Below are 25,125 nucleotides of genomic sequence, written 5' to 3' on the forward strand. Positions count from 1 at the left end.
TAACGCGGGAATTTCCCGCGTCTGCTCACTTCATTTATCAATTGACATGACAGTTCCACTCTCGAATGCGGCTCTTTGCGCTTCCCGTTCGCTATCAGGAGCAGGAATGAGGCCATAATCGGCAAGTGGACCATCCGGTCCGATCATCTGGTCAGACAAGAAAAATTCGACATAGTCTTTCATACCCGGAATGACCCCCAAATGGGCTTTTTTGACATAGAAAAACAGCGGACGGGAAACCAGATACTTTCCGCTTGAAATCGTGTCAACATTGGGGGTAACACCATTAACGGTAGCAAGTCGTAGCTTGTCGGCATTATTTTCATAAAATGCCAACCCGAAAACTCCTATCCCCGTTTTATTTGACATGACACGCGCGAGAGTTTCCGAATAATCGCCATCTATATCAATAGCCTTGCCATCCTTGCGAATGCTTATGCAGGCTGCTGATACCGCCTTATCATCCATCGAAAGAGTTTTCATGCTTTCGGCTGCACCACTTTGTTTGCAGCCTTCAGTCATCAATTTTTCTTCGAAGACTTCTCTCGTGCCATGTTTTTCGCCAGGGATATATGCGTTGATCTCCCAATCAGGTAATTTCGGGTCAATCTCGCTCCATTTTTTATATTTATTTGCAACAAGCTTCCCGTCAACAACAATTTGAGCTGCCAATGCTTTATAAACATCGACAGGCGTCAAATCGACGTTAGGACCGTGAATATCGCTTGCAAATACAATCCCGTCATAGCCGATGCGGATTTCTTCAACTTCCGTGACGCCGGCATCAAAGCAGGCTTTCAATTCGGTATTTTTCATCGGTCGCGAAGCATTGGCAATATCTATCGTATTTTCACTGATACCACGACAAAATTCTTTTATACCTGCACCTGAACCGCCCGATTCGATAACAGGTGTACGATAATTGGTAAAAATTTCACCGAATGTTTCTGCAACTATTTTTGCATAGGGTAAAACGGTCGACGAACCGGATATCTGGATATAGTCGCGAGCCAAGGCGGTTTTGGACAAACACGTAGTGGCCAATACCACTCCCACAACCGTTGCAAGCAATCTGTTCATCCATGCACTCCTGGACAACCGGCAGCTTTTTCTAACAAGGCTAACAATGGATTGTTATTTCTCTCATAATGCTTGTTACAATGTCTGATAAAAACCTCATACAGTCTAAAGCTATTGTTGACTATCTTTATCTCGGCTTTTTCAACCTTTTAATTTGTTTTCCACATGATCCCAGAAGATTTTTGCGGCATCGGCACCACCAAAACGTTTCAGTTCGCGCACCCCTGTAGGCGAAGTAACGTTGATTTCGGTCATATAGTTACCGATAACGTCGATCCCCACAAGAATAAGACCGCGCTTTTTCAAAGACGGGCCAATCCGTTCGCAAATTTCAACGTCGCGGCGGGTTAATTCCGTTTTCTCCGCACGGCCACCAATATGCATATTGGAACGGGCATCGGTCGAGGCGGCAACGCGATTGATGGCCCCTACAGCCACCCCGTCAATCAATATGATGCGCTTGTCACCGGCACTTACATCTTTCAGATAACGTTGCACGACAAAAGCTTCCGGATAAAGCTCGTTGAACATTTCAAGGAGCGAACCGAGATTTTTGTCGTCCTTTTTCAAAAGGAAAACCCCTGCCCCACCATTTCCATAAAGTGGTTTGATAATAATATCGCCGAATTCGGAGCGAAAATCATTGACCTCTTTTGCATCGCGGGTGATGAGCGTTTCCGGCATCAAGTCGGGGAATTCTGTAACAAAGAGTTTTTCAGGACTATTGCGCACCCAATTCGGATCATTCACGACCAAAGTCTTATCCATTATGCGTTCAAGAATATGCGTGGTCGTGATATAATTCATATCGAACGGAGGATCCTGCCTGAGCAGGACAACATCCATTTGTTGAAGCGGCGTGCGCTTTGGCTCACCCAATTCGTAATAATTTTTTTCCTCGTCACGCACCTGTAACGCTTCGATACGGGCAGTCACTTCTCCATTCAACATGGAAAGCCGGTCGGGTGTATAATGGAACAGCTCGTGTCCCCGCCTTTGCGCCTCCAATGCCAAAGCAAATGTTGTATCTCCCTTGATATGGATGGTCGAGATATGATCCATCTGGATAGCTATTTTCATAAGATTTGCCTCATATAATCAAAGCGGGCTGGTCAATTGTACCATGAATTACTAGATAGGAATAAAATATGACAAGGGTTAAGGCATGACGCAAGCACCAGACGAGAAATTAAACAAGGAAGAAATTGAGCGCTATGCACGCCACATTCTTTTGCCGGAAATCGGTGGTGCCGGTCAACAGCGACTTAAAGCTGCGAAAGTGCTGGTTGTCGGTGCGGGCGGGCTTGGAGCGCCGGTTTTAACCTATCTTGCAGCCGCCGGTGTCGGCACTCTCGGCATTATTGACGATGATGTGGTTTCGCTTTCAAACCTGCAACGGCAGGTTATTCACAAAACTTCGGCAATCGGAGAAAAAAAGACTGAAAGCGCTGCCGAAACTCTTAAAGCGATCAACCCGCATGTCAAACTTGACCTTTACCCTTTAAGACTAACGGAAGAAAATGCTGCCGGGATTATCGGCAAATTCGATCTTGTGATTGATGGTTCGGATAATTTCACCACCCGTTATCTTCTCGCCGATAGTTGCGAAAATTTAAAAAAACCGCTCGTCAGCGGTGCAATCGGTCGTTTTGACGGCTCTTTAACTGTCCTCATGCCCTATCTTGGCGGTGAACACCCATCCTATCGCGATCTCTTTCCGACCCCGCCACCCAAAGGTGTTGTACCGACATGTGCAGAAGCGGGCGTCATCGGTGCTCTGCCCGGTGTTATCGGTTCGTTAGAAGCTATGGAAGCCATAAAAATCATCACCGGTTGCGGTGAACCGCTTGTCGGAAGGCTGCTCCTTTATGACGGGCTGTCAGCCCGTTTCGAGACAATCCGCTATAAAAAAAGAGCGCAAAAACAAAAATAAAAACGCTGTTTTTTATTTTAAAACAACGCCTCTCGAAGCACGCAATTTGTTAGCTCCGTCTTTCTAGCCCCGTCTTTCTAATAAAGTCGGGCCATTTTGAATGTCGGGACCACTTATTCTGAAAGGACTATTTCTGTTTATCGGTCGACAAATTGTCGGAAGCAATGTTCTTTTCCAATAATGGACTGTCGGAATCCGATAATGGGCCGTTATAATCTTCAAGATTACCCGCATCGAGAAGCGTTTCATTGGTTTTATAGGCGGTGCCATCCGGCATGGTGTCGTGACGGCGCTCATGTCTATTTTCTGGCCTGTTTTTATGTTCGGGTGACTTATGCCCATTTTTATGTTCTTTTGTCATAATGTCTTTCTCCTGAAAGTCTCACAGCTAAAAGACATTGAGCGGATCAAAAACTTTTCAAGACTATAAGCTTTATTTCGTTGAAAGCTCTAATGCTCTTTCATAACTTCAACACAACACTTCCGACGATTGCCGGCTTTGAAACCCGAAAAATCCTCTCTTATGCGCTTTGTTCAACAAAAAGATAATTGTTATTTCTTGAAGCTATTCCAGCCAAGTGATGCACTATCGCCTGAACGTTTCTGCTGATGTTTGATTGCGCCGATTTTTATTTCACTTCAAAGAAAACACAAGAAAAATTCAAAATTCTTGCAAGCAAAGATTCGACCAATCAGATAACTTTTCCAATCAAAAAGCTGGACGATCTAAAACTGGCTAACCAAAAAACTTGGTCGATCAAAAAACCGCCCGATCGGTTTTGTTAAGCAGACATAGAATTTTCGCTTTGCTTGCCTGCGTTCATGCTTGATAAATATCAAGCTTCACCAATGTCATTCTTATCGACACTTAAATCGAAAGCGGCATTCATCAAAGCTCTGGTATATTCGGTTTTGGGTGATGAAAACACTTCTTCCGCCGGTCCATGTTCAACCATTTGACCATTTCTCATGACAATAAGATCATTGGCCAATGCTTTGACGACTTTCAGATCATGGCTGATGAAGAGATAGGCAAGATTGTGTTTTTGTTGAAGAGCGCGCAACAAATCGACCACCTGTGCCTGAACGCTCATATCAAGAGCCGAGGTCGGTTCATCCAGCATCACAAAACGTGGATTGAGAACCATGGCGCGGGCTATTGCAATACGCTGGCGTTGACCACCAGAAAACTCGTGCGGATAGCGATTGCGCGTTTCGGGATCAAGATCGACTTCTTCTAAAGCGCGGACAACTCGTTCATCGCGTTCTTCGTAATTCAGATTTTTCTCGTGAATAAGCAATCCTTCGGCGATAATTTCACCGACCGACATTCTTGGCGACAACGAGCCGAACGGATCCTGAAAAACAATCTGGATATGACGACGCAAAGGTCGCATCTGTTTGAAGGAAAAATGTTCAATATCTTTTCCGTCAAAACGGATATGGCCTTGTGAGGAAATCATACGGGTGAGCGCGAGACCCAGTGTGGTTTTTCCCGAACCGGATTCACCGACAACGCCCAATGTCTGTCCTTCACGTATCGTCACGTCAATATCATTGACCGCCTTGATGTAATCGACCGTGCGGCGGAAAAAACCCTTTCTAACTGGAAACCAGACCCTGACCTTTTCCCCCTCCATAACAACAGGAGCATTTTTATCGGCTTTCGGCGGGTTTCCTTTCGGCTCTGCGGCCAACAACTTTTTGGTATAGTCATGCTGCGGGTGGTTAAAAATATCGGCGGTTTTTCCTGTCTCGACAATTTTGCCACCAGTCATCACACAAACACGGTCGGCAAATTTCCTCACAATACCGAGATTGTGGGTAATAAAGAGCATAGACATCGAACGCTCTTGCTTGAGCTTTTCAAGGAGTTCGAGAATTTGCGCCTGCACTGTTACATCAAGTGCGGTTGTCGGCTCGTCGGCAATAAGAAGTTGCGGATTATTGGCAAGCGCCATTGCAATCATAACGCGTTGCCGCTGACCGCCCGATAATTGATGGGGAAATGACGACAAGCGTTTTTCAGGCTCGCGTATTCCTACTTGAGTGAGAAGTTCGATCGTGCGTTGGCGAGCGTCTTTATCCGACATGCCCTCGTGAACTTTCATCACCTCGCTTACCTGCCGCTCGACTGTGTGAAGGGGATTGAGCGAAGTCATCGGTTCCTGAAAAATCATTGCAATGTCTTTACCACGAACTTTCTGTAAAGATTTTTCATCAAGCTTCATCAAATCCTTATTGTCAAAAAGGATTTCGCCTGAAGGGTGGCTCGCCATCGGATAGGATAAAAGCTTCAGAATAGAAAGCGCGGTTACAGACTTTCCCGAACCTGATTCGCCGACAAGCGCGAGTGTTTCACCGGAATTGATGTCAAACGAGATGTGATCGACGGCAAGTGTTTCCTTGCCATCCTGACGAAACATCACTGAAAGGTCGCGAACACTGAGCAAAGCTGTCATTGGAATGTCTTCCTCGGATCGAAAGCATCACGGGCGGCTTCACCGATAAAAGCCAGAAGCGACAACATGACAGCAATAGCAACAAAGCCGGTAATGCCAATCCACGGCGCATTGAGATTGGTCGCTGCCTGCCGCATGAGTTCTCCAAGCGAGGCAGACCCCGGAGGCAAACCGAAACCGAGATAGTCAAGGGCGGTCAAGGTCGAGATACCGGCTGTCAGCAAAAACGGCAAATAGGTAAGCGCTGCAACCATAGCATTGGGCAGAAGATGGCGTATCATGATCGTGATATTCGGCACACCCAGCGCCCTTGCTGCATTGACATATTCAAAATTTCTTGCTCGCAAAAATTCTGCACGCACCACGCCCACCAGCGCTACCCACTGGAACAACAACATAATTCCCAACAGAACCCAGAAGCCTTGGGCAAGAACTGCCGCCATAATAATGATGAGATAAAGCGCGGGAACCGAAGACCAGATTTCGATAAAACGCTGGAAAATGAGATCGACCCAACCGCCGAAATACCCCTGCACTGCACCGGCAGCAATGCCGATAATCGAAGAAACCGCCGTCAAGATAACCGTAAACAATATGGAAACACGAAAACCGTAAAGCACACGCGCAAAGACATCACGTGTCTGGTCATCTGTACCAAGCCAGTTCCAATTCCCGATTGTGCATTCGGGATCCTTTGCACCGAGAGCGTAATTCTTGCACCGCTCGTCTTTACTTTGAAGCCAGAATGGCGGAGCCAGCGCAACAGGCTTGTTACCGACAGTTGTATCATAGGAATAATGCACCGGCGGCCATATCGCCCAGCCATGTTCGTTGATTTCTTTCTTGATATAATCTTCACGGAAATCGACCGTTGCAAGGACACCGCCAAACTTGGAATCGGGATAATCGAAAAGCACCGGAAAAAGCAGCTCGCCTTTATAGGATGCAATAATCGGTCGGTCATTTGCAATAAAATTGGCACCGAAAGAAAAGAGGCAAAGAATTAGGAAAATCCACAACGACCACCAGCCGCGACGGTTTTTCTTGAAGTTTCTCCACCGCCGTTCATTAAGCGGCGACAAAAACGGCCTTTTGTTGCGGCGGGGTTTTGCCGGCTTTGCCACGTCGATTATCAGTCCGGAAGGTTGCTTGCTCATCAAACGTCCCTCTTCTCGAAATCGATACGCGGATCGACAAGCATATATGTGAGGTCGGAAATAAGGCTGACAACAAGCCCGATCAACGAGAAAATATAGAGCGAGCCGAACACGACCGGATAATCACGATTGACAATGGATGTATAGCTTAAAAGCCCCATTCCGTTTAACGAATATAGCATTTCGATAAGCAGTGAACCGGTGAAAAATGAAGCGATGAAAGCTGCCGGAAAACTTGCAATGACAACAAGCATGGCGTTGCGGAAAACATGCCCGTAAAGAACCGCGTGTTCGCTTAAACCTTTTGCCCGTGCCGTCACCACATATTGCTTTCTGATTTCTTCCAGAAAACAGTTTTTGGTCAGCAATGTTGTGGTGGCGAAAGCGGAAATAACCATGGCTGTGAGTGGCAAAGCAAGGTGGTGGAAATAATCCAGAATTTTGCCGCCGAGCGACAATTCATCAAAATTTTCCGATGTCAAATGGCTTAATGGAAACCAGTCGAAGAATGACCCTCCGGCAAAAAGGACCATTAACAGAATGCCGAACAGGAAACTCGGTATTGCATAACCGATAATGATAACGGCACTTGTCCATATGTCGAATGTGGAGCCATCCTTGACGGCCTTCCGGATACCGAGGGGAATGGAAATTGCGTAAGAAATCAACAATTGCCATAGCCCTAAAGAAATCGAAACCGGCAAGGCACCTTTGATAAGATCGACGACAGAACGGCCTTGCGTATAGGAATCGCCGAAATCGAACCGGATATAATTCCACAACATTGTGAAATAACGTTCAAGCGGCGGTTTATCAAAACCGAACTGCTTTTCGAGTTTTGCAATAAATTCCGGATCAAGGCCGCGTGCACCACGATATTTTGCACTCGCGTCGCTACCCTGTAACGTTACCTCTGATGAAAGCCCGAGGTCACCGCCACCGCCGGCAACCCGCCCCATGGCATCGCCACCGGTCCCTTGCAATTGCGCAATAATATTCTCGATAGGGCCACCGGGAGTAAATTGCACAATGACAAATGTCACCGTCAAAATGCCGATCAATGTCGGTATAATCAGCAGCAAACGCCGCGCTATATAGGCCGCCATATCTCTCTTTCATCCTCTTGCCGGTATGAGTTTTGTTAAGCTCGCAACATGCGAATCAAACCGGTGCGTTCAATTGAACCCCTATTCTGGAACATTTATGGTAAACAAATGACAAACGGCTGATTTTTCAGCAATTCCGGTTCTTGGGCGTTCTAGTCCACCGCAGCTCTAGTTTTTGTCTTTCTTGACCCACCATGAGGGAATATCAACGCCGCTTGCTTCCGGCTGCGGTTCGGGGATACCGAATTTGTCCCAATAGGCAATATTAAGATGTTCGGCATACCATTGCGGGATAACATAATAATTCCACAACAAAACCCGGTCGAGAGCACGGGTTGCAGCAACGAGTTCCTCACGATCTTTTGCATAGATGACACGTTCGATGAGTTTATCGACAGCCGGATTTTTTATCCCCGCGACATTATAGCTTCCCGGCCGGTCAGCGGCTTTCGAGCCCCAATATTCCAATTGTTCATTGCCGGGTGAATCGCTTTGTCCGATGACCTTGATGACAAGATCGAAATCGAAATTTGCTTCGCGATTTTGATATTGTGAAGTGTCAACGACGCGCATGGATGCATTGATACCCAAACGTTGAAGATTGGCTATAAAAGGTGCTGTTGCACGCTCGAATGCCATATCACTCAACATCACTTCCAATGTGAAAACTTCACCCTTTTTATTGACAAGCCGGTTCTCTTCCAGATGCCAACCGGCTTCATTCAACAAACGCATGGCTTCTGTGAGATAGCGCCTTGATGAATCGGGTTTGTCATAAACGGGGTTGGAAAAGGGTATGGTAAAGACTTCGGCCGGCACTTCATCTTTGACCGTTTCAAGAATTTCAAGTTCCTTTCCCTGCGGCAAACCTTTTGCCGCGAGATCAAGCCCGTCGAAATAGCTTGAAATCCGATGATAATCATTAAAAAACATCGATTTATTGAGAGACTCGAAGTCAAAAGCGAGGCTGAGTGCCTGACGCACGCGCCGGTCGGCAAATTGTGGACGGCGGGTATTGATAAAGAATCCTTGCATACGTCCCGAGCCGTGAAAAGCGAAACTGCGCCGGATAACTTGCCCGTTTTTGACCGCTGGAAAATCATAGCTCTGGTTCCAGCGCTGGATACGATTTTCCAAATTCCAGTCGACGAGGTTACCTTTTTTGAAAGCTTCCCATGCAGCGTTCGGATCAAGAAAATAGCTATAATGCTCTTTATCAAAATTGAACCGCCCACGATTGACAGGAAGATCGGCTGCCCAATAGTTTTTAACCCTTTTCCACGTGATCGATTTTCCGGCCACAAAACTTTCAACCTCGTAAGGCCCTGACCCCAAAGGTATTTCGAGAGTTGGTGCAGTAATATCCCTTTTTTTACCCGTTTCATCGGTCCCCTCCCACCAATGTTGAGGTAAAACCGGCATTTGCCCCATCACATAAGGGAGTTCGCGATTGCCTTTTTCTTCAAATAGAAAAGTGACTTCATTTTCACCGGTTTTTTCGGCTTTTTTGACCGAATGATAATAATTGTTGAAAAATGGCGAATTGCTTTTCAAAACATTGAAGCTCCACACCACATCCTCGGCAGTAATGGGGCGACCGTCATGCCATCGGGCTTTTTTGTTCAAGCGGAATTTTACCCACGAAAAATCATCCGGGTATTGTGCGGCCTCGGCAATAAGGGGATAGTTGACCGACGTTTCTTCGGTCGAAGGTGCCATCAGTGTATCATATTGTTCCCCACCACCGCGGGAAGAAAAACCCGCTGCAGGTGTACCTGTAACAATATAGGGGTTGAAGCTGTTAAATGTGCCGGTGCGACTATCATTAAAAGTGCCACCTTTGGGCGCCTTCACATTGACATAATCATAATGGGTGAAGTTGTCGCCATATTTGGGTTCAACTCCGAGAGACAGGCTCGTGCGCCACTCGGGATCGGCGTTAGCTATACTATTAAGGGCAAAAAAGAGACAAAAAGCCAATCCGAGTTTCATCAAATCCCCAATCGATTTCAATATAGCCAATAGAAAACAGATTTTATTGATTATTATTCTTAAGGGGTTAAATGTGGCAATTCAACCGGCTCATCGGAAAGACTACGCAAATAAAGAATAAGATCGGCTCTATCCTTTTCATCTTTCACGCCGTTGAAAGCCATGGCCGTTCCGGGAATATATTTGCGCGGGGAAGCAAGATAGGCATCAAGTGTTGCAAAGTCCCATGTCTTGCCGTTTTCTGCCCGCATAGCGCGCGAATAGGTATATTCGGAAACCGAAGCAAACGGTCTTCCCACTATTCCATACAAAGGGGGGCCGACGCGCGCCGGACCATTTTTTGCCGGTGTATGACATAAACCACATTGGCCGAATACTTTGCGGCCATTTCCTATATCGGCCTGTTGAAGCCTTGCCGCCAGTGATATTTGTTGTTTCGGCTCTACCTTTTCGGTAATCGGTGCGTCTTCACCGTTGATTGAATAAACAATTTTTGCCGGTTTCTGGTGGTCATAAACAATGTCACTGCCATAAACGATTGCAAAAATAAAAACAGCCCAGAGAAGACAGGCGGCGATAAGGTCGTTGACAGTGGATACCTTCATAAAAAATTCGGTCGCTTAAATTTTATAGATGTTGAAAATTTAAGTCTTTTGCGTCATCAACGCAACATCTATAAATCGGATAGAATAAACTGGGATAATAATCTTCAGGACAATGATGATGGCTTTTTCTACTCTTATACTTATTCCTGCCCGCATGTCTTCAACACGACTTCCCGGAAAGCCTCTGGCCGATATTGCCGGAAAGCCGATGATTGTTCATGTTGCCGAACGCGCCAATAAGGCAAATCTCGGCAGGGTGGTTGTTGCAACCGACCATGAAGACGTTGCCAATGCTGTCAAGGCGCATGGAATGGAAGCTGTCATGACACGTCCCGACCACCAATCGGGTTCGGACCGTATCTATGAGGCATTAACGCTTCTTGATCCGGATAACCGTTTTGATGTCATCGTCAATGTGCAAGGTGATTTGCCAACAATTGCGCCGCATGAAATTGCTGCAGCACTGGAACCACTTGAAAACCCTGAAACGGATATTGCCACTTTGGGCGCTGAAATTTCGGTTGAAGATGAAAAAGTCAATCCGAATGTCGTAAAAATTGTCGGTTCGCCGATTGGAAAAACCAGATTGCGCGCACTTTATTTCACCCGCGCGACAGCTCCTTATGGCAAGGGGCCACTTTACCACCATATCGGCCTTTATGCCTATAAACGTAGAGCACTTCAACGTTTTGTCTCGCTACAGCCTTCCTATCTTGAAAAGCGGGAAAGCCTTGAACAATTGCGTGCGCTTGAAGCAGGTATGCGTATTGATGCCGAAATTATCGAAACTGTGCCTTTGGGGGTTGACACAATCGAAGATCTCGAACATGCACGCGAAATGATCAGAGCGGGAAAATGACAAAAACCAATAAAATAGCGTTCCAAGGTGATTACGGCGCCAATTCTGACACGGCTTGCCGGAACGTATTTCCGGATATGGAGCCGTTGCCCTGCACGACATTTGAAGATGCTTTGCATGCGGTCGAGAGCGGAGAAGGCGACCTTGGCATGATTCCGATTGAAAACACGCTTGCCGGACGTGTTGCCGATATCCACCATTTGTTGCCGCAAACAAAACTCTTCATTATCGGTGAATATTTTTTACCGATCCATTTTGAATTGATGGTGCTGCCGGGTGTTAAACGTGAAGAGATAAAATCGGTTCATAGCCACATCCATGCACTGGGACAATGCCGCAAAATTATCCGCGACAACCATTGGCAGGCTGTCGTTTCATCCGATACAGCAGGTGCTGCAAAATTCATCAAACAGGCAGGCGACCGCACACAGGCAGCCCTTGCTCCAAAACTTGCCGCCAAACTCTACGGTTTGGATATTATCGAAGAAAATGTCGAAGACTCGGAAAATAATGTAACGCGTTTTGTTATCCTCTCGCGGGAAGAGATACGTGCACCAAAACCCGAAAACGGCGAAAAGGTCATGACCAGTTTTCTTTTCCGTGTGCGCAACGTTCCGGCCGCACTTTATAAAGCCATGGGAGGTTTTGCGACCAATGGCGTCAACATGACCAAGCTTGAAAGCTATCAGGTTGGCGGCACATTCAATGCAACACAATTTTTTGCCGATATTGAAGGCCATCCCGATCAGCCGATGGTGCGCCTTGCTTTGGAAGAACTGGGCTTTTTCTCGACCAAGGTCAGAATAGTCGGTGTCTATCCGGCAAGTCCCGCCCGCGAAACGAAAATATATGGTTAAGGTTTAACGGCTCATCTAAACCCCGATCACAATAACCGGAATTTACGGAAAGCTGTCGAATGCTATATGTGCGCTTCGCGCATGAGTTTTCGTAAGAGTAATTATGTTATTTTAAAAACCGATAATCGTTAAAACCAATCGGGATAGAAATTTCAGCCGTAATCATTATGGTTATCGGTCATCACAGATATCAAATGGTCACCCTGTGCACGCGATTAACAAGCAAGTTTTCCGCATTTCAGGTATCACCCGCATTCTTGTCTGGAACCGAAATCCACATCTGTTGCAACAGACAATCAATGATGGATAAAAAAAGCTTTATCTCGAATGATATTATCCGTTGAATATCAGGAAAACATTCCGTGCCACTCCATTCTTGAACGAAAGAAGCTGACCGGCTTTAAACACAAAAACCATGGGCAGATAGTTTGCTAAGGCCATTCATTAGTTTACAGTCTGGTACGTTTTCACAAATTGTGAAAACGCATCGGCACTAAAACGATATCCTAATCGACAAATTTCTTTTCGAGCCACTGCCTGATCAAAAAATTGGCTATTGCTGCACGAGGAGGCAAATGCAAGCCTTGTTCATGGCGACCAGCCATCATCAGTGCTACTTCCTGACGGCTAAACCAGCGCCCGTCTTCCATCTCGTCATGACCGATCGTAATTTTGTCGTCGAGTGCTTCGGCATGACAACCGAGCATCAAAGAATGCGGAAAAGGCCAAGGTTGGGACGCAATATAAACCACCTTGCCAACCGGTATTCCCATTTCCTCGCGGGTTTCCCGACGCACTGCCATTTCCAATGTCTCGCCCTGTTCGACAAAACCGGCTAGGCAGGAATAACGCCCCTTTTCAAAGCTCGGTGTGCGGGCAAGAAGACACTTATCTTCGAAATGGACAAGCATGATAGCAACCGGATCTGTTCGTGGAAAATGCTCGGTCCCGCAAACCGTGCAGATGCGCTTTGCACCGCCTGCCGCAATCCGGCTGGGTTTGCCGCAGCGCGAACAAAAGCGGTTATTTTTGTGCCACATGAGCAATGAATAGGCTTGCGCCAGAACGCCCGATTGGGTCTGGCTGAAAAGTGCGCGGCTATAAGCTTCTCTTAGCCCAACCTGATTGAATGGTGAAGGAGGTTGACCGGCAAATTCTTCAACCGGCAAAGCAATAACCGGATTTTCGTCTTCCCAGCCAAGCAGGCAGGCTTCTTCCCATTGCGGCTTGAAGAGTTCCAATGATTTTTCATCAAGATAGAGTTCGGCAATCCCGTTAACATTGCGATAGACGATTGAAAAACCGTTGAGCACAATAAAACGCGCATGATGGTTTCTCTGCTCGGCAACGATAGTATCGGTGCGCTTTTCAAGCTGCCGGTTGATGGGGTTTCCGATAAATGCAATTGCAGAAGATGTCATATTCAATCCAGCTTTAATTCAATCGAGCCTCAGTTGCAGCTTACGAATAAGCTTATGAGCCGCTTCATCACTATAAGGTACAGGTTTTCCGTATCCCCAGACCGTTTTTGGCCAATTTATATCGCCTTCGTTACGCGCAATAATGTGCACATGGAGTTGTCGCACGATATTTCCGATAGCGGCTGTGTTGACTTTATCGCATCCGGTGATGGCTTCAAGAGCTACGGCAACCTCGTTCATTTCGGCAACAAGGACCTGTTCATCATCAACGGAAAGATGATGTATTTCTTCCGCTCCGGCAATGCGAGGCACAACAATGAGCCACGGCCAACGTGAATCATTCATGAGTCGGACATCGGATAAGGCAAGCTCGACAATGAAAAGACTGTCTTTTTCCAAACGTGGATCAAGTTTGAATGGCTGTTGCAACGTATTTATCTCCATGTTTTTCGTTTCACGACTTGCTTTTTTGTTCCAAATTAGCGATATGAACGCCGGGAGGTTGGTGGTGGACGAGCCACTCGCCAACCGGGTCAGGTCCGGAAGGAAGCAGCCCTAACGAGCTTCGGCACGGGTCACAGTGCCAGCCTCCCACTCATTATACCAGTCAAATCTTATTCAGGTCACGTCTTGTTTATTGGAAAATTCGGGCAGTGGTATTTTGAAAAATTGCCTGAACGGTCGAAAATCCCCACCTGAAATCCTATATTTCACACAACCGGTTGACGCAGACGTCGTCAAAGTTCACATTCAGGAAAATTATATTTCAGAAACTGGAAGAACACATGGAAAGCACTGAGGCAGAGACAGGTTATCGCGTCCTCGCCCGAAAATATCGGCCACAAAATTTTTCCGACCTTATCGGTCAGGAGCCGATGGTGCGCACACTCACAAACGCATTCGATAGTGGACGGATACCGCAAGCATGGATGTTGACAGGCGTTCGTGGCGTTGGAAAAACCACGACAGCCCGCATTCTTGCGCGTGCACTCAACTACAAGACCGACACAATCGATAAACCGACAATCCATATGGACAAACTTGGCGAGCACTGTAAAGCCATTATGGAAGGCAGGCACGTCGACGTGATCGAAATGGATGCGGCATCCCATACCGGTATTGACGACATAAGAGAAATCATCGAACAAGTACGCTATCGTCCGGTTGCCGCACGTTTCAAAGTCTATATTATCGACGAAGTTCACATGCTTTCGACACAGGCTTTCAATGGTCTGTTAAAAACACTGGAAGAACCACCTCCGCATGTAAAATTTATTTTTGCCACAACAGAAATTCGCAAAGTTCCGGTGACTGTCCTGTCGCGTTGCCAACGTTATAATTTGCGGCGGGTTGATTCGAATGTTCTGGCGGCACATTTAAGAAAAATCTCCGATCTTGAAAAAATCGAGGCGGAAGACAGTGCTCTTGCTATGATCGCCCGCGCCGGAGAAGGTTCGGTTCGCGATGCGCTTTCGATTCTTGATCAGGCGATTGCCCATGGTGGTGGCAAGGTCGATGCCGAATCTGTCCGCACTATGCTGGGGCTTGCTGATCGCACGCGTATTATCGACCTTTTTGAAATGATTATGAAAGGCGATGTTGCCGGCGCTTTGAAAGAATTTCGCGATCAATATGATGGCGGAGCCGATCCGCTTGTCATTTTGAACGAGCTTGCCGATTTCAACCATCTTGTTACGAGACTGCGGTTTACCCCCGAAATTGCCGATGATATTTCGCTTGTCGAAGAAGAGCGGGAACGCGGCCTTGATTTTTCCAAAAAACTGTCCGTGCGCGTTCTCTCGAGCACTTGGCAGATGCTTCTTAAAGGCACACAAGAGGTTGATTCGGCTGCAAGCCCGATTGACGCTGCAGAAATGCTTCTGATCAGGCTCACACATGCTGCCGATTTGCCAACGCTTGACGAGGCGCTGAAAGCCCTTGGCGAGGGAAAGCCAGCAATCAAACTTCCACAAAGTTCCGATACAGGAAAAGCCGCGGATGATTTAAACGGGTCGAGTGCCAATTCCGGAAAAAATATCATGGAAGAAAAATCCGCACCAAAACATGCGTTGGCGGATAATTCGACCGGCAGTGGCAATGCTTTTTCGACGGAAACTCATGAAACTGCCCGTGCGGAGAGTGATAATAGCTCTCGCATTAATGCCGTGGCAGAACAGAAGAATTTGCAAAGCTCTTCCCCGCAAAAAGCGCCAACCATGCAATTGGTGAGTACGTCTTCTGCCGCTTTGGAGCCGGACGAACAGGCTTTGCAAGACACCGCAAAAAATAACGAAACAGCCGAAAAGAACAGCGAGCCGGAAGTAAACAAGGTTATCCTTCATTCCTTGCAGGATGTTGTCGATCTTGCCGACAAACATAATGACATGCAGTTCAAACTGCTGGTCAAGGAATTTGTGCGTCCGGTTTCGTTCCGCCAAGGCCGTATCGAATTTGAACCGGCCGAAGGTATGCCACGTTTTTTTGCTCATGACATAGCAAAAATGCTCCGCGAATGGACAGGCGAACGCTGGACAGTAACGGTCGTCAACGAAGGCGGCGGATTAACTTTGCGTGAAGAGGACGAGAAAGCCCATCAGGCACTGCTTTCGGATGCCGAAGCCGACCCCGATATTGCCAAGATTTTGAGATATTTCCCCGGTTCAAAAATTGTCGATGTGCGTGTCAACAAATCCGACGATGGCCTTGATTTGACCAATAATGACGATATGACTGGTGAAGACGACGAAAATGACCAAGGAGAGTAAATCCCATGCGTGACATGATGGGTATGATGAAAAAAGCCAAAGAAATGCAGGCAAAAATGCAAGCCATGCAGGATGAAATGGCAAATATTCAGGAAACAGGAACGTCAGGTGGTGGCCTGGTCAGCGTAACTTTGACCGGTCAGGGAACCGTTTCTGCAATCAAAATTGACCCTTCACTAGTAAAAGCTGATGAAGTTGAAATTCTTGAAGACTTGATTATGGCTGCCCATAACGAAGCCAAAGGAAAAATTGAAAACACAATGGCTGAAAAAACTAAAGAAATTACTGCTGGTCTACCGATCCCTCCCGGTTTCAAACTTCCATTCTGATATGAATTGCCATTAATTGTTACCCTTAAAAAAGAGGGACAATGGATGAAAAATAAAAGATATTACAAAAGTTTCGTTGTGTGAGGGCACAACGGCTTTTGTTTGTCTTGAATAACAATTACCAATAGCCAGCCTATTGAAGTTAGCGCGAAAGTTCAATTCTTCCTTCAAAACCGGATGTTACTTAAATCTTGCGGCGTGATAGGTGAACGATTGCATTTTGCCGAAAATGCTTTTGTCTTTTTCGAAAAATGGTTATTGAAGCAGAAAATTGCACTGTCGGAAGATAAAGAAAAACACTGTAAGGAAGAATTGTGTGAAGCAATCAGTTTAATTAAACATTCTTTGTTTTGAATGATCTGCTCCAATCTACCGATGAGGAAAGTGCCCCTCTTATCCGTTTCAGTGAACAACTGGCATTTTCCGGAAGTTTGCATATATATTTTTAAAAGAGTTTATCCATGTCAAAGCATCTTGCGGGTCCAGAAATAGAAAAACTTATCCAACTTCTTGCACGTGTTCCTGGTCTTGGTCCACGTTCGGCAAGACGGGCTGCACTTTTCCTTATCAAGAAAAAAGAAGCTTTATTGAAGCCGCTAGGCCTTGCCATGCAGGATGCTGCCGAAAAAATACGCATCTGTTCGGTCTGTGGTAATGTTGATACATCCGACCCGTGTTCGGTTTGCACCGACCCGAGACGCGATCAATCCACAATCATTGTTGTCGAAGATGTCTCCGATCTGTGGGCGCTGGAACGGGCGGGCACTATGCAGGTCAAATATCATGTTCTGGGCGGACACCTTTCACCTCTCGATGGCATCGGACCGGATGATCTCAACATAGCAAGCCTTGTCAACCGCGTGGCTGAAGGCAATGTCAAGGAAGTGATTCTCGCGGTCAATGCGACGATTGAAGGCCAGACAACAGCCCATTATCTTACTGACCAGCTTCATTCCTATCCTGTAAAAATTACCCGTCTGGCACATGGCGTTCCTGTTGGCGGGGAACTTGACTATCTTGATGACGGCACTTTGGCGGCGGCCTTACGAGCAAGGACGAGTCTTTGAAGAATGTTGAAAACGCTTCGTTTTTTTACAGCATTTATCATTCTTTTTGCCGCTTTGGTGGCAAACGCCCCGGCCATTGATCGGGACGCGATCAATGGTCAATTTAACAATTGGCTTAACAAGGATTTTTATAACGACGCTCTCAAATCAGGAATTTCGGCAGGAACATTTTCTGAAGCCCTTTCCACAGTCGCGCCCAATCTCGCATTACCCGACCTTGTGATTCCAGGAGAAAAACCGAAAGCGCAAAGGCGCCAAGATCAGGCGGAATTCAGTGCACCGGCCAATTATTTTTCGGCAAAAACACTCGCCCGCCTTGTTAGTGATGGCAAAACACAATTGTCAGAAAACCGTGGAGCCTTAAAAAAAATAGAAAAACAATATGGCGTTCCGGCCTCGATTGCACTTGCCATATGGGGAAGGGAAACCAATTATGGTAATGTCAAAATTCCCTATAATGCTTTTGAAGTTCTCGCGACCAAAGCGTTTATGAGCACACGAAAAGACATGTTCAAAACCGAGCTTATTGCTGCATTGACCATTGTGCAGGACCATTACATGGATGCGGCTTCCATGAAAAGTTCGTGGGCTGGTGCTTTAGGTCAACCGCAATTCATGCCAACGTCCTATTTGAAATATGCTGTCGATTTTGATGGTGATGGCCATCGCAATATCTGGACATCAACACCGGATACTCTCGCATCTATTGCAAACTACTTGAAGCTTAACGGTTACAAGGCGAATGCCGGCTGGGGCTATGAAGTCAAAGTTCCCGAAACTGTCGGCTGTTTTCTGGAAGGGCCCGATCAAGGCAAAATGTTAAGTGAATGGCAAAGGCTTGGCGTGTTACCGAGATCTAATAAAAAAGTGCCGCCCCTTGATAAAAGCCGTCCACTATATCTCCTTATGCCTGAGGGGCGTCTGGGACCAGCCTTTCTTGTAACCGACAATTTCTATGTATTGAAATCCTATAATATGAGTGATCTTTATGCGCTTTTTATCGCCACGGTCTCGGACGGAATTGAAGGGAAAGGTGGCTTTGTCGAGCCATGGCAAAAAATCGACGAACTTTACCAGTCGGACGTTTTGAACTTGCAAACAAAATTGCAATCCCAAGGATATGATATCGGCAAAGCCGATGGTTTTGCAGGCTTCAAAACCCGCCGTTCCATTGGCTTATGGCAGCAAAAGCAAGGACAGAAACCGACCTGTTTTCCGAGTCGTTCTTTAATTGCGGATATTCGCTAAATGGCATCACATTCCGGTTCCAAGACAGTCATCTATGCAGCACTCGCAGGCAATCTTCTCATAGCGCTTACTAAATTTGTAGCCGCTTCTTTCACCGGTTCGTCGGCGATGTTGTCAGAAGGTGTGCATTCGATTGTAGACACCGGCAATGAATTATTATTACTGCATGGTTTGAGACGTGCATCCATTCCCCCCGATCGGGTCCATCCATTCGGCCATGGACGGGAGCTTTATTTCTGGAGTTTTATTGTTGCCTTGCTGGTCTTTGCGTTGGGTGCCGGCGTATCGTTTTTTGAAGGAGTTTTACACGTTCTAAACCCTGCGGAAATTCGCAATGTAACCGTCAACTACATTGTACTGGGTCTATCGGTATTCTTTGAAGGAGCGTCATGGCTTTTGGCTTTGAGACATTTTCGCCGCACTAAAGGTAAACTCGGCTATCTGGCGGCTGTTCACCGTTCCAAAGATCCAACCGTGTTTTCCATTCTTTTCGAGGATAGTGCTGCACTTTTGGGAATTGCAATTGCTTTAAGCGGCATTACTGCCTCGATTCTTACCGGCAATTTTATTTTTGATGGTATCGCATCACTTGGAATTTCTGTTATTCTTGCCGTTACTGCGATTTTTCTTGCAAGGGAATGTAAAGGACTACTTCTCGGCGAGGCTGCCCTTCCCGAAGTGCAAAAGGCAATTTTCAACATTGTATCTGCAGATCCAGATGTGCAGAAAGTCAACGGAATTATCACCCAACAGATGGGCCCCAATCAAGTGGTTGTCAATGTCAGCCTCGAATTCGAGGACAAACTGACTGCTCCGAAGATAGAAGAATGTGTGCTGCGCATCGAAAGAAATCTCGCTGCGGCAAGACCGGAAGTTGTCGGATTTTTCGTAAAACCGCAGACGGCCGGAATCTGGGCAAGACGACGGGAAAAAATTGAAGCAAATCACGAAGACAATAATGATAGTGATGAAGAGTAAAAAATAGTCGGGCAGTATCTACAAACTGCTGATTTTACCGTTTTTAATTCAACAAAATAAAATTTTAAAAATATACTGTTATTTTTGTAACATAATAACCTTCATGTCTCCGACATACTCTACTATGAAGCCGAACAAGATATAGTTATTCTGTAAAATAGTAAAAAACGCTGTTTTCCGTTTTTAAAAGAACCGGCTATGCTTTATGCTGCAAGTGCTGCATAAATTCGCTTACAGCACAACAAAAGTTCCGGTTCATGCCACCGGAATCCCGTTCATAAATATGGTTTGAAAAGATAGTCCGTATTTTACTGTCGGACTTAATCTTTCGGGCGCAATCTTACGATGAGATCGACGTGCGAAATTTCCATACCTTCCGGCGGTTCGGGCAAATTGCCGACAATCGGCTTTCCTTCAGGACCGGAAGGGATATCGACAATTTCATTTTCGCCTTCAAGAAAAAAATGATGGTGGTCGGATATATTGGTGTCAAACCAGGTTTTCGAACCTTCGACGGCAATAATCCTCAAAAGTCCGGCATCGGTGAATTGGTGCAAAGTATTATAGACGGTTGCAAGTGAGACTGGTACCGACGCTTTGACCGCTTCGTCATGCAATTCTTCGGCGGCAATATGGCGGTTACCTTTGGAAAACAACAAATCCGCCAAGGCCAAGCGTTGTCGTGTCGGCCGCAAACCCTTTTCACGTAAGCGTTTTTCCAATTCCACAAGCGAATGATAAATCACTATTTTCCCCGTGTTATCTGGTAATGCCCACCATCTTTACCACAGCTTGTATATATTGAAAAGCATTTGCAATCAAGTATACTTGATTGTTATCATCATCTTTAAATAAATGGTTTTTCAACTTATACGCGCGTTTTGTCGCAAAATTCAAAAATAAAATGGATGAAGAAGGTATTTTGTCATCAAAAACTGTCGAAAAACGGTTCCAACATTGTTGAATATGCTCTAAGAGTATGTCGTAAAAAGCGCTAAGAGTTATAAAGTGCTGACGGATGGAGTAACAATGGCTGAACAAAAGTCTAGCTACACGTATGAAGAGCTTTTAAGCTGCGCACGCGGCGAAATGTTCGGAAAAGGCAACGCACAATTGCCGGCTCCACCAATGTTGATGTTCAACCGTATTACAAAAATCAGCGAAAATGGCGGTGAACACGACAAAGGTTTGATTCGTGCCGAATTCGATATCAATCCGGATCTATGGTTTTTTGCCTGTCATTTTATTGGCGATCCGGTCATGCCTGGCTGTTTGGGGCTTGATGCCTTGTGGCAACTTACAGGTTTTTTCCTCGGTTGGTTGGGGGAGCCCGGTAAGGGACGCGCTATCTCGACGGGGGAAGTAAAATTTTCCGGAATGGTTACCCCGAAAACAAAACTTGTCGAATATGGAATTGATTTCAAGCGTGTCATGCGTGGCCGGCTTGTGCTCGGTATTGCCGATGGTTTTGTCAAAGCCGATGGTGAAATAATTTATAAGGCTGCCGATTTGCGCGTAGCCTTATTCAAGGAATAGCAAGCATTCTTTCAGATAAACAAAGGTTGCAAGCCTTTGTTTACGGAAACCCAAGGAGACACTGATGCGTCGAGTAGTTGTAACCGGTATGGGAATTGTCTCATCAATCGGGAATAACCCTGAAGCAGTCCTTAACAGTTTGCGCGAAGCGAAATCCGGTATCAGTTTTTCGCAGGAATACGCAGATCTGGGGTTCCGCAGTCAGGTTTACGGCATGCCGCATATCGACATTGAAGCATTGGTTGATCGTCGTGCTATGCGTTTTCACGGACGGGGAACTGCCTGGAACCATATTGCAATGGATCAGGCAATTGCCGATGCAGGCTTGTCATCCGAGGAAGTTTCAAATCCGAAAACCGGTATCATTATGGGCTCTGGCGGGCCTTCAACACGGACAATCGTCGACTCGGCCGATATTGCACGCCAAAAGGGGCCCAAACGCGTTGGTCCCTTCGCAGTGCCGAAAGCTATGAGCTCGACTGCTTCGGCAACATTGGCCACCTTTTTCAAGATAAAAGGCGTTAATTATTCGATTTCCTCCGCCTGTGCGACATCCAATCATTGTATCGGCAATGCTTACGAACTGATCCAGTTCGGCAAGCAGGATCGCGTTTTTGCCGGTGGTTGCGAGGATCTTGATTGGACGCTGTCGGTTCTCTTTGATGCTATGGGCGCCATGTCGAGTAAACGCAATGCAACCCCCGAGAGTGCTTCACGTGCCTATGATGTCGGTCGTGACGGCTTTGTCATCGCCGGAGGTGCCGGCGTTCTGGTGCTTGAAGAGCTGGAAGTTGCCAAAGCACGTGGTGCAAAAATATATGCCGAGATCGTCGGATATGGCGCTACATCCGATGGTTACGATATGGTGGCCCCCTCAGGTGAAGGGGCCGAGCGCTGCATGCGCATGGCTTTATCAACAGTCAAAAATAAAATTGATTATATCAATCCACATGCCACATCGACTCCCGTCGGTGATCCGCCCGAAATAGAAGCCATCCGCAAGGTCTTCGGTTCGGGTGATTCATGTCCGCCAATTTCGGCAACGAAATCGCTGACCGGCCATTCACTCGGAGCTGCCGGCGTGCAGGAAGCAATTTATTCCCTTCTTATGATGAAAAATAATTTCATCTGTGAAAGTGCTCATATTGATGAGCTTGATCCGGCGTTTGCGGATATGCCGATTGTACGCAAACGTCTTGATAACCAAAAACTGAACACAGTCCTGTCAAATACTTTCGGCTTTGGCGGAACCAATGCAACGCTGGTTTTCCAGCGTTACGAATAAACCGGACACTTTCGTTGAGAGAGTGCCACAGGCTTACGGAGAATATGATGGAAGGTTTGATGAAGGGCAAGCGCGGCCTCATAATGGGCGTCGCGAACGACCATTCAATCGCCTGGGGAATAGCATGTCAGCTCGCACAAGCGGGGGCTGAACTGGCTTTTACCTATCAAGGAGATGCATTTGGAAAGCGTGTCCGCCCCTTGGCAGAAAAACTCGGATCCAAGCTTCTGCTTGAATGCGATGTCGAAAATATCGATTCAGTCGATGCCGTTTTCGATCGACTGGAAAAAGAATGGGGTACACTCGACTTTGTCGTCCATGCGATCGGTTTTTCGGACAAATCGCAGCTTAAAGGGCGCTATGTCGATGTAACAACACGTGAAAACTTCAGCCGGACAATGGTTATTTCGGCTTTTTCCTTCACTGAAATTGCCCAACGTGCAGGAAGACTGATGCCTAACGGCGGTGCATTGTTGACCTTGACCTATGGTGCGTCACAGCATGTCGTGCCAAATTACAATGTCATGGGCGTTGCAAAAGCTGCACTTGAATCGATGGTGCGTTATCTGGCAGCCGATTTCGGGCCACAGAATATTCGCGTCAATGCAATTTCTGCGGGTCCTGTTCGCACGCTCGCCGGTAATGGTATCGGTGCGGCAAGAGCTATCTTCTCCTATCAGAAACGCAATGCACCTTTGCGGCGCACAGTCGATATCGAGGAAATCGGAAAATCGGCTCTTTATCTTCTCTCTGATCTTGCTTCCGGCGTTACCGGTGACATTCATTATGTCGATTGCGGCTATAATATTATGTCTACGCCGATATTGGAAGAACTCAAAGAGAGTGAAGAATCACGCGGCGAGTAATTTTCGCCGCGTTCTATTTTCGGGATTGGTGGGATATGCTTTGAACACGTTCATTGCTCTACTGATGGTCTTCCTTTCAATTCGCCATTCTTAACAGGCTTTCAGCCTTGGCAACTCTGCTTCTAAAAATTATTCCCGCATAGTGAATAAACCGGCCTTCACACCAACGCGACGGGCGGACATTATCATTGTTATGCCGACATTGATTGCTGCATTTACCCTCGTGCTCAGACATCCGTTTATAAAAGTACAGCCTCGGGCGCTAAAGTCGGTCGGAACGCTATTGACAATTGTATTTGTTGCCAGAGCAATTGGTGAATTCCGTTTGGTCGGATTTTTCAAATCTCTCACTGTTATCGAATTGGCGTTTTAAAATTCGTGTTTTATTCACTATTTTGTCTTTTGATCAGTTGGATTTTCTTTTTCCTGACTTGGCGCTAAATAGCCAGTCACGACAACTCCGACGAGCGTTCGGGCAATTAGGGATGTATTTTTTTACTCTTCCCTGCGTGCCTTCCTTTAAAACGTTATTTACGCGCTTCAATCACTTTAAATCCGTTCTGCTCTTCCAGAACCAAAACTTTTCGGAAACATTTTTGCAAAGTCGCTTCGTAGGGCAATTGCCGATTGGCCACCATGAGAAAACACCCTCCCGGTTTTAACCGTCGAGCAGCAGTTTCGATGAATTTTTGCCCCAACGTGACATCTGCCGCGCGTCCGTCATGAAATGGCGGATTTGACAAAATTGTATCATAAATTCTTTCAATCGGCTCGCGTGTAATATCCTGCCACAGATAATCAATCGTGATTCGATTAGAGAGCCTGCCCAGATGCATTTTTGCAGCAGCAAGGGAATTGTAGTCGGCCTCATAAAGATCAAGCTCGCCGAGCTTTTTAGCCTCCTTTATCGCTTCATAGGAAAGATAGCCCCAGCCGGCACCAAAATCGGCCGTCTTGCCGAAGACAACTCTATCCATATATTTGACCAACATTTGCGAACCTTGGTCAATGCGTCCATTCGAAAACATGCCTGCTTGTGTTGTAAAACCGTCATCAAATGACTGCGGACGTTCAATGAGCGTTTCCAGCAATTTTTCATCAAGCTCTTCAGGCACAGTCAACCAGAAAACAATTCCATGCGCTTTTGAAAGCTTTTGTTCTACCGGAACAATGACATTAACCCATTTCATAAAAGATGAAGCGCCGGAAGATTTATCTCCGCTCACCACAATTGTGCCACCGGCTTTCACCACGCGCAAAAGCGTAAGAAAACGGTTCTGGTTAAATTTTTTATGCTTGTTAAGTTCTAGCAAACCACCAGAAAATATCTTCTTTTCATCAGACATTTCGGGCAAACATTTGAAACCGGCTTCCTGAAAATTCAAAAAATCTGCCCGCCAAGGCTGGATAATTTCGATTGATTTGACCCACTCTTTTTCCGGTTTTTCTGTCAAACCGAAAGCACACCAGAAACTATCCGGTTGCGGGAGTCTGATAACACCCTGACGAAAAGGCAAGAAAACCGACATTTCAAGCTCGCTTTTTTAAATTCGCTTTTTAAGAAAGCCACATATTTCTC

24 protein-coding genes and 1 other RNA gene are annotated in these 25,125 nt (G+C 46.4%); 13 read left to right on the top strand and 12 right to left on the bottom strand.

The genetic code is table 11. The features are described 5' to 3' along the window. Positions 1-30: 30 nt before the first annotated feature. Both H3V12_RS07185 and gshB read right to left on the bottom strand, forming a co-directional pair. The gene (locus H3V12_RS07185; RefSeq protein WP_198214090.1) at positions 31-1,080 is read right to left on the bottom strand and encodes a substrate-binding domain-containing protein; all 1,050 of its coding nucleotides are present in this window, start codon (positions 1,078-1,080) and stop codon (positions 31-33) included. A gap of 141 nt (positions 1,081-1,221) precedes the next feature. Further along, positions 1,222-2,160 carry a glutathione synthase gene (gene gshB, locus H3V12_RS07190; protein WP_198214092.1) on the bottom strand — a complete coding sequence of 313 codons (939 nt, stop codon included), beginning with the start codon at positions 2,158-2,160 and terminating at the stop codon, positions 1,222-1,224. A gap of 85 nt (positions 2,161-2,245) precedes the next feature. Here gshB and H3V12_RS07195 point away from each other — a divergent pair, with 85 nt between their 5' ends. Then, positions 2,246-3,013, top strand: a complete 768-nt coding sequence (locus H3V12_RS07195; RefSeq protein ID WP_198214094.1) for a molybdopterin-synthase adenylyltransferase MoeB — start codon at positions 2,246-2,248, stop codon at positions 3,011-3,013. Between the two features lie 127 nt (positions 3,014-3,140). Here the strand turns inward: H3V12_RS07195 and H3V12_RS07200 are convergent, their stop codons facing one another. From H3V12_RS07200 to H3V12_RS07225, 6 genes are all read right to left on the bottom strand, one after another. After that, positions 3,141-3,374 (bottom strand): hypothetical protein, encoded by a 234-nt coding sequence (locus tag H3V12_RS07200; protein ID WP_198214096.1) that lies wholly within the window; start codon positions 3,372-3,374, stop codon positions 3,141-3,143. Between the two features lie 475 nt (positions 3,375-3,849). Next, positions 3,850-5,475 carry an ABC transporter ATP-binding protein gene (locus H3V12_RS07205; protein WP_198214098.1) on the bottom strand — a complete coding sequence of 542 codons (1,626 nt, stop codon included), beginning with the start codon at positions 5,473-5,475 and terminating at the stop codon, positions 3,850-3,852. Beyond that, positions 5,472-6,632, bottom strand: a complete 1,161-nt coding sequence (locus H3V12_RS07210) for an ABC transporter permease (protein WP_075915215.1) — start codon at positions 6,630-6,632, stop codon at positions 5,472-5,474. Before H3V12_RS07210 ends, H3V12_RS07205 begins: the two co-directional genes overlap by 4 nt. Next, positions 6,632-7,738 (bottom strand): microcin C ABC transporter permease YejB, encoded by a 1,107-nt coding sequence (locus H3V12_RS07215; RefSeq protein ID WP_075915216.1) that lies wholly within the window; start codon positions 7,736-7,738, stop codon positions 6,632-6,634. The genes H3V12_RS07210 and H3V12_RS07215 overlap by 1 nt, the downstream gene beginning before the upstream one ends. A 168-nt stretch (positions 7,739-7,906) precedes the next feature. Further along, positions 7,907-9,730, bottom strand: a complete 1,824-nt coding sequence (locus H3V12_RS07220; protein WP_198214100.1) for an extracellular solute-binding protein — start codon at positions 9,728-9,730, stop codon at positions 7,907-7,909. A gap of 59 nt (positions 9,731-9,789) precedes the next feature. After that, complete coding sequence (locus H3V12_RS07225; RefSeq protein ID WP_198214102.1) at positions 9,790-10,335, bottom strand: cytochrome c family protein; 546 nt, start codon at positions 10,333-10,335, stop codon at positions 9,790-9,792. Positions 10,336-10,453: 118 nt separating this feature from the next. On the opposite strand from H3V12_RS07225, the gene H3V12_RS07230 reads away from it, so the two are divergent. Both H3V12_RS07230 and H3V12_RS07235 read left to right on the top strand, forming a co-directional pair. Then, entirely contained in the window at positions 10,454-11,194 is a 741-nt protein-coding gene (locus H3V12_RS07230; RefSeq protein ID WP_198214349.1) for a 3-deoxy-manno-octulosonate cytidylyltransferase, read from the top strand. Further along, positions 11,191-12,051 (top strand): prephenate dehydratase, encoded by an 861-nt coding sequence (locus H3V12_RS07235; protein WP_198214104.1) that lies wholly within the window; start codon positions 11,191-11,193, stop codon positions 12,049-12,051. The genes H3V12_RS07230 and H3V12_RS07235 overlap by 4 nt, the downstream gene beginning before the upstream one ends. A gap of 506 nt (positions 12,052-12,557) precedes the next feature. Here H3V12_RS07235 and nudC read toward each other — a convergent pair. Both nudC and H3V12_RS07245 read right to left on the bottom strand, forming a co-directional pair. Then, on the bottom strand, positions 12,558-13,472 hold the full coding sequence (nudC, locus tag H3V12_RS07240; protein WP_198214105.1) for an NAD(+) diphosphatase: 915 nt from the start codon (positions 13,470-13,472) through the stop codon (positions 12,558-12,560). 18 nt (positions 13,473-13,490) lie between these two features. Then, positions 13,491-13,916, bottom strand: coding sequence for an HIT family protein (locus tag H3V12_RS07245; RefSeq protein ID WP_198214107.1), 426 nt, complete (start codon positions 13,914-13,916; stop codon positions 13,491-13,493). Between the two features lie 53 nt (positions 13,917-13,969). Here H3V12_RS07245 and ffs point away from each other — a divergent pair. From ffs to H3V12_RS07275, 6 genes are all read left to right on the top strand, one after another. Then, positions 13,970-14,067, top strand: an RNA gene (gene ffs, locus H3V12_RS07250) — signal recognition particle sRNA small type. Between the two features lie 178 nt (positions 14,068-14,245). Beyond that, entirely contained in the window at positions 14,246-16,237 is a 1,992-nt protein-coding gene (locus tag H3V12_RS07255) for a DNA polymerase III subunit gamma/tau (protein WP_281432023.1), read from the top strand. Between the two features lie 5 nt (positions 16,238-16,242). Next, positions 16,243-16,566, top strand: coding sequence for a YbaB/EbfC family nucleoid-associated protein (locus H3V12_RS07260; RefSeq protein ID WP_198214111.1), 324 nt, complete (start codon positions 16,243-16,245; stop codon positions 16,564-16,566). Between the two features lie 461 nt (positions 16,567-17,027). Then, the gene (gene recR, locus H3V12_RS07265; protein ID WP_075915222.1) at positions 17,028-17,633 is read left to right on the top strand and encodes a recombination mediator RecR; all 606 of its coding nucleotides are present in this window, start codon (positions 17,028-17,030) and stop codon (positions 17,631-17,633) included. A 3-nt stretch (positions 17,634-17,636) separates the two neighbouring features. Continuing rightward, positions 17,637-18,881, top strand: a complete 1,245-nt coding sequence (locus H3V12_RS07270) for a lytic murein transglycosylase (protein WP_198214113.1) — start codon at positions 17,637-17,639, stop codon at positions 18,879-18,881. Next, a complete protein-coding gene (locus H3V12_RS07275; protein ID WP_198214115.1) occupies positions 18,882-19,859 on the top strand; it encodes a cation diffusion facilitator family transporter in 978 nt (325 codons plus the stop codon). It abuts the gene before it with no gap. A gap of 320 nt (positions 19,860-20,179) precedes the next feature. Here the strand turns inward: H3V12_RS07275 and irrA are convergent, their stop codons facing one another. Further along, positions 20,180-20,605 carry an iron response transcriptional regulator IrrA gene (irrA, locus tag H3V12_RS07280; protein WP_075913574.1) on the bottom strand — a complete coding sequence of 142 codons (426 nt, stop codon included), beginning with the start codon at positions 20,603-20,605 and terminating at the stop codon, positions 20,180-20,182. Positions 20,606-20,888: 283 nt separating this feature from the next. Here irrA and fabA point away from each other — a divergent pair, with 283 nt between their 5' ends. The 4 genes from fabA (at position 20,889) to H3V12_RS07300 (ending at position 23,919) form a co-directional block, all read left to right on the top strand. Continuing rightward, on the top strand, positions 20,889-21,395 hold the full coding sequence (gene fabA / locus H3V12_RS07285; protein ID WP_075869745.1) for a 3-hydroxyacyl-[acyl-carrier-protein] dehydratase FabA: 507 nt from the start codon (positions 20,889-20,891) through the stop codon (positions 21,393-21,395). A 64-nt stretch (positions 21,396-21,459) separates the two neighbouring features. After that, a complete protein-coding gene (gene fabB, locus H3V12_RS07290; protein ID WP_198214117.1) occupies positions 21,460-22,680 on the top strand; it encodes a beta-ketoacyl-ACP synthase I in 1,221 nt (406 codons plus the stop codon). A 47-nt stretch (positions 22,681-22,727) separates the two neighbouring features. After that, complete coding sequence (gene fabI / locus H3V12_RS07295; RefSeq protein ID WP_075869743.1) at positions 22,728-23,546, top strand: enoyl-ACP reductase FabI; 819 nt, start codon at positions 22,728-22,730, stop codon at positions 23,544-23,546. A 142-nt stretch (positions 23,547-23,688) separates the two neighbouring features. After that, positions 23,689-23,919, top strand: a complete 231-nt coding sequence (locus tag H3V12_RS07300) for a DUF3995 domain-containing protein (RefSeq protein WP_198214118.1) — start codon at positions 23,689-23,691, stop codon at positions 23,917-23,919. 154 nt (positions 23,920-24,073) lie between these two features. Here the strand turns inward: H3V12_RS07300 and H3V12_RS07305 are convergent, their stop codons facing one another. Continuing rightward, positions 24,074-25,075, bottom strand: a complete 1,002-nt coding sequence (locus H3V12_RS07305; RefSeq protein ID WP_198214119.1) for a class I SAM-dependent methyltransferase — start codon at positions 25,073-25,075, stop codon at positions 24,074-24,076. Between the last annotated feature and the right edge of the window lie 50 nt (positions 25,076-25,125).

The organism is Bartonella sp. W8167 (assembly GCF_016100335.1).
Lineage (GTDB): Bacteria > Pseudomonadota > Alphaproteobacteria > Rhizobiales > Rhizobiaceae > Bartonella > Bartonella apis.

Coding starts and splice junctions, on each gene's coding strand:
- H3V12_RS07195 (WP_198214094.1), top strand. CDS start 2,246: ATGACGCAAGCACCAGACGAGAAATTAAACAAGGAAGAAATTGAGCGC.
- H3V12_RS07220 (WP_198214100.1), bottom strand. CDS start 9,730: ATGAAACTCGGATTGGCTTTTTGTCTCTTTTTTGCCCTTAATAGTATA.
- H3V12_RS07270 (WP_198214113.1), top strand. CDS start 17,637: ATGTTGAAAACGCTTCGTTTTTTTACAGCATTTATCATTCTTTTTGCC.
- H3V12_RS07185 (WP_198214090.1), bottom strand. CDS start 1,080: ATGAACAGATTGCTTGCAACGGTTGTGGGAGTGGTATTGGCCACTACG.
- fabB (WP_198214117.1), top strand. CDS start 21,460: ATGCGTCGAGTAGTTGTAACCGGTATGGGAATTGTCTCATCAATCGGG.
- H3V12_RS07225 (WP_198214102.1), bottom strand. CDS start 10,335: ATGAAGGTATCCACTGTCAACGACCTTATCGCCGCCTGTCTTCTCTGG.
- fabI (WP_075869743.1), top strand. CDS start 22,728: ATGGAAGGTTTGATGAAGGGCAAGCGCGGCCTCATAATGGGCGTCGCG.
- H3V12_RS07260 (WP_198214111.1), top strand. CDS start 16,243: ATGCGTGACATGATGGGTATGATGAAAAAAGCCAAAGAAATGCAGGCA.
- recR (WP_075915222.1), top strand. CDS start 17,028: ATGTCAAAGCATCTTGCGGGTCCAGAAATAGAAAAACTTATCCAACTT.
- H3V12_RS07235 (WP_198214104.1), top strand. CDS start 11,191: ATGACAAAAACCAATAAAATAGCGTTCCAAGGTGATTACGGCGCCAAT.
- H3V12_RS07200 (WP_198214096.1), bottom strand. CDS start 3,374: ATGACAAAAGAACATAAAAATGGGCATAAGTCACCCGAACATAAAAAC.
- H3V12_RS07305 (WP_198214119.1), bottom strand. CDS start 25,075: ATGTCGGTTTTCTTGCCTTTTCGTCAGGGTGTTATCAGACTCCCGCAA.
- H3V12_RS07210 (WP_075915215.1), bottom strand. CDS start 6,632: ATGAGCAAGCAACCTTCCGGACTGATAATCGACGTGGCAAAGCCGGCA.
- fabA (WP_075869745.1), top strand. CDS start 20,889: ATGGCTGAACAAAAGTCTAGCTACACGTATGAAGAGCTTTTAAGCTGC.
- H3V12_RS07205 (WP_198214098.1), bottom strand. CDS start 5,475: ATGACAGCTTTGCTCAGTGTTCGCGACCTTTCAGTGATGTTTCGTCAG.
- H3V12_RS07245 (WP_198214107.1), bottom strand. CDS start 13,916: ATGGAGATAAATACGTTGCAACAGCCATTCAAACTTGATCCACGTTTG.
- H3V12_RS07275 (WP_198214115.1), top strand. CDS start 18,882: ATGGCATCACATTCCGGTTCCAAGACAGTCATCTATGCAGCACTCGCA.
- nudC (WP_198214105.1), bottom strand. CDS start 13,472: ATGACATCTTCTGCAATTGCATTTATCGGAAACCCCATCAACCGGCAG.
- H3V12_RS07230 (WP_198214349.1), top strand. CDS start 10,454: ATGGCTTTTTCTACTCTTATACTTATTCCTGCCCGCATGTCTTCAACA.
- H3V12_RS07215 (WP_075915216.1), bottom strand. CDS start 7,738: ATGGCGGCCTATATAGCGCGGCGTTTGCTGCTGATTATACCGACATTG.
- gshB (WP_198214092.1), bottom strand. CDS start 2,160: ATGAAAATAGCTATCCAGATGGATCATATCTCGACCATCCATATCAAG.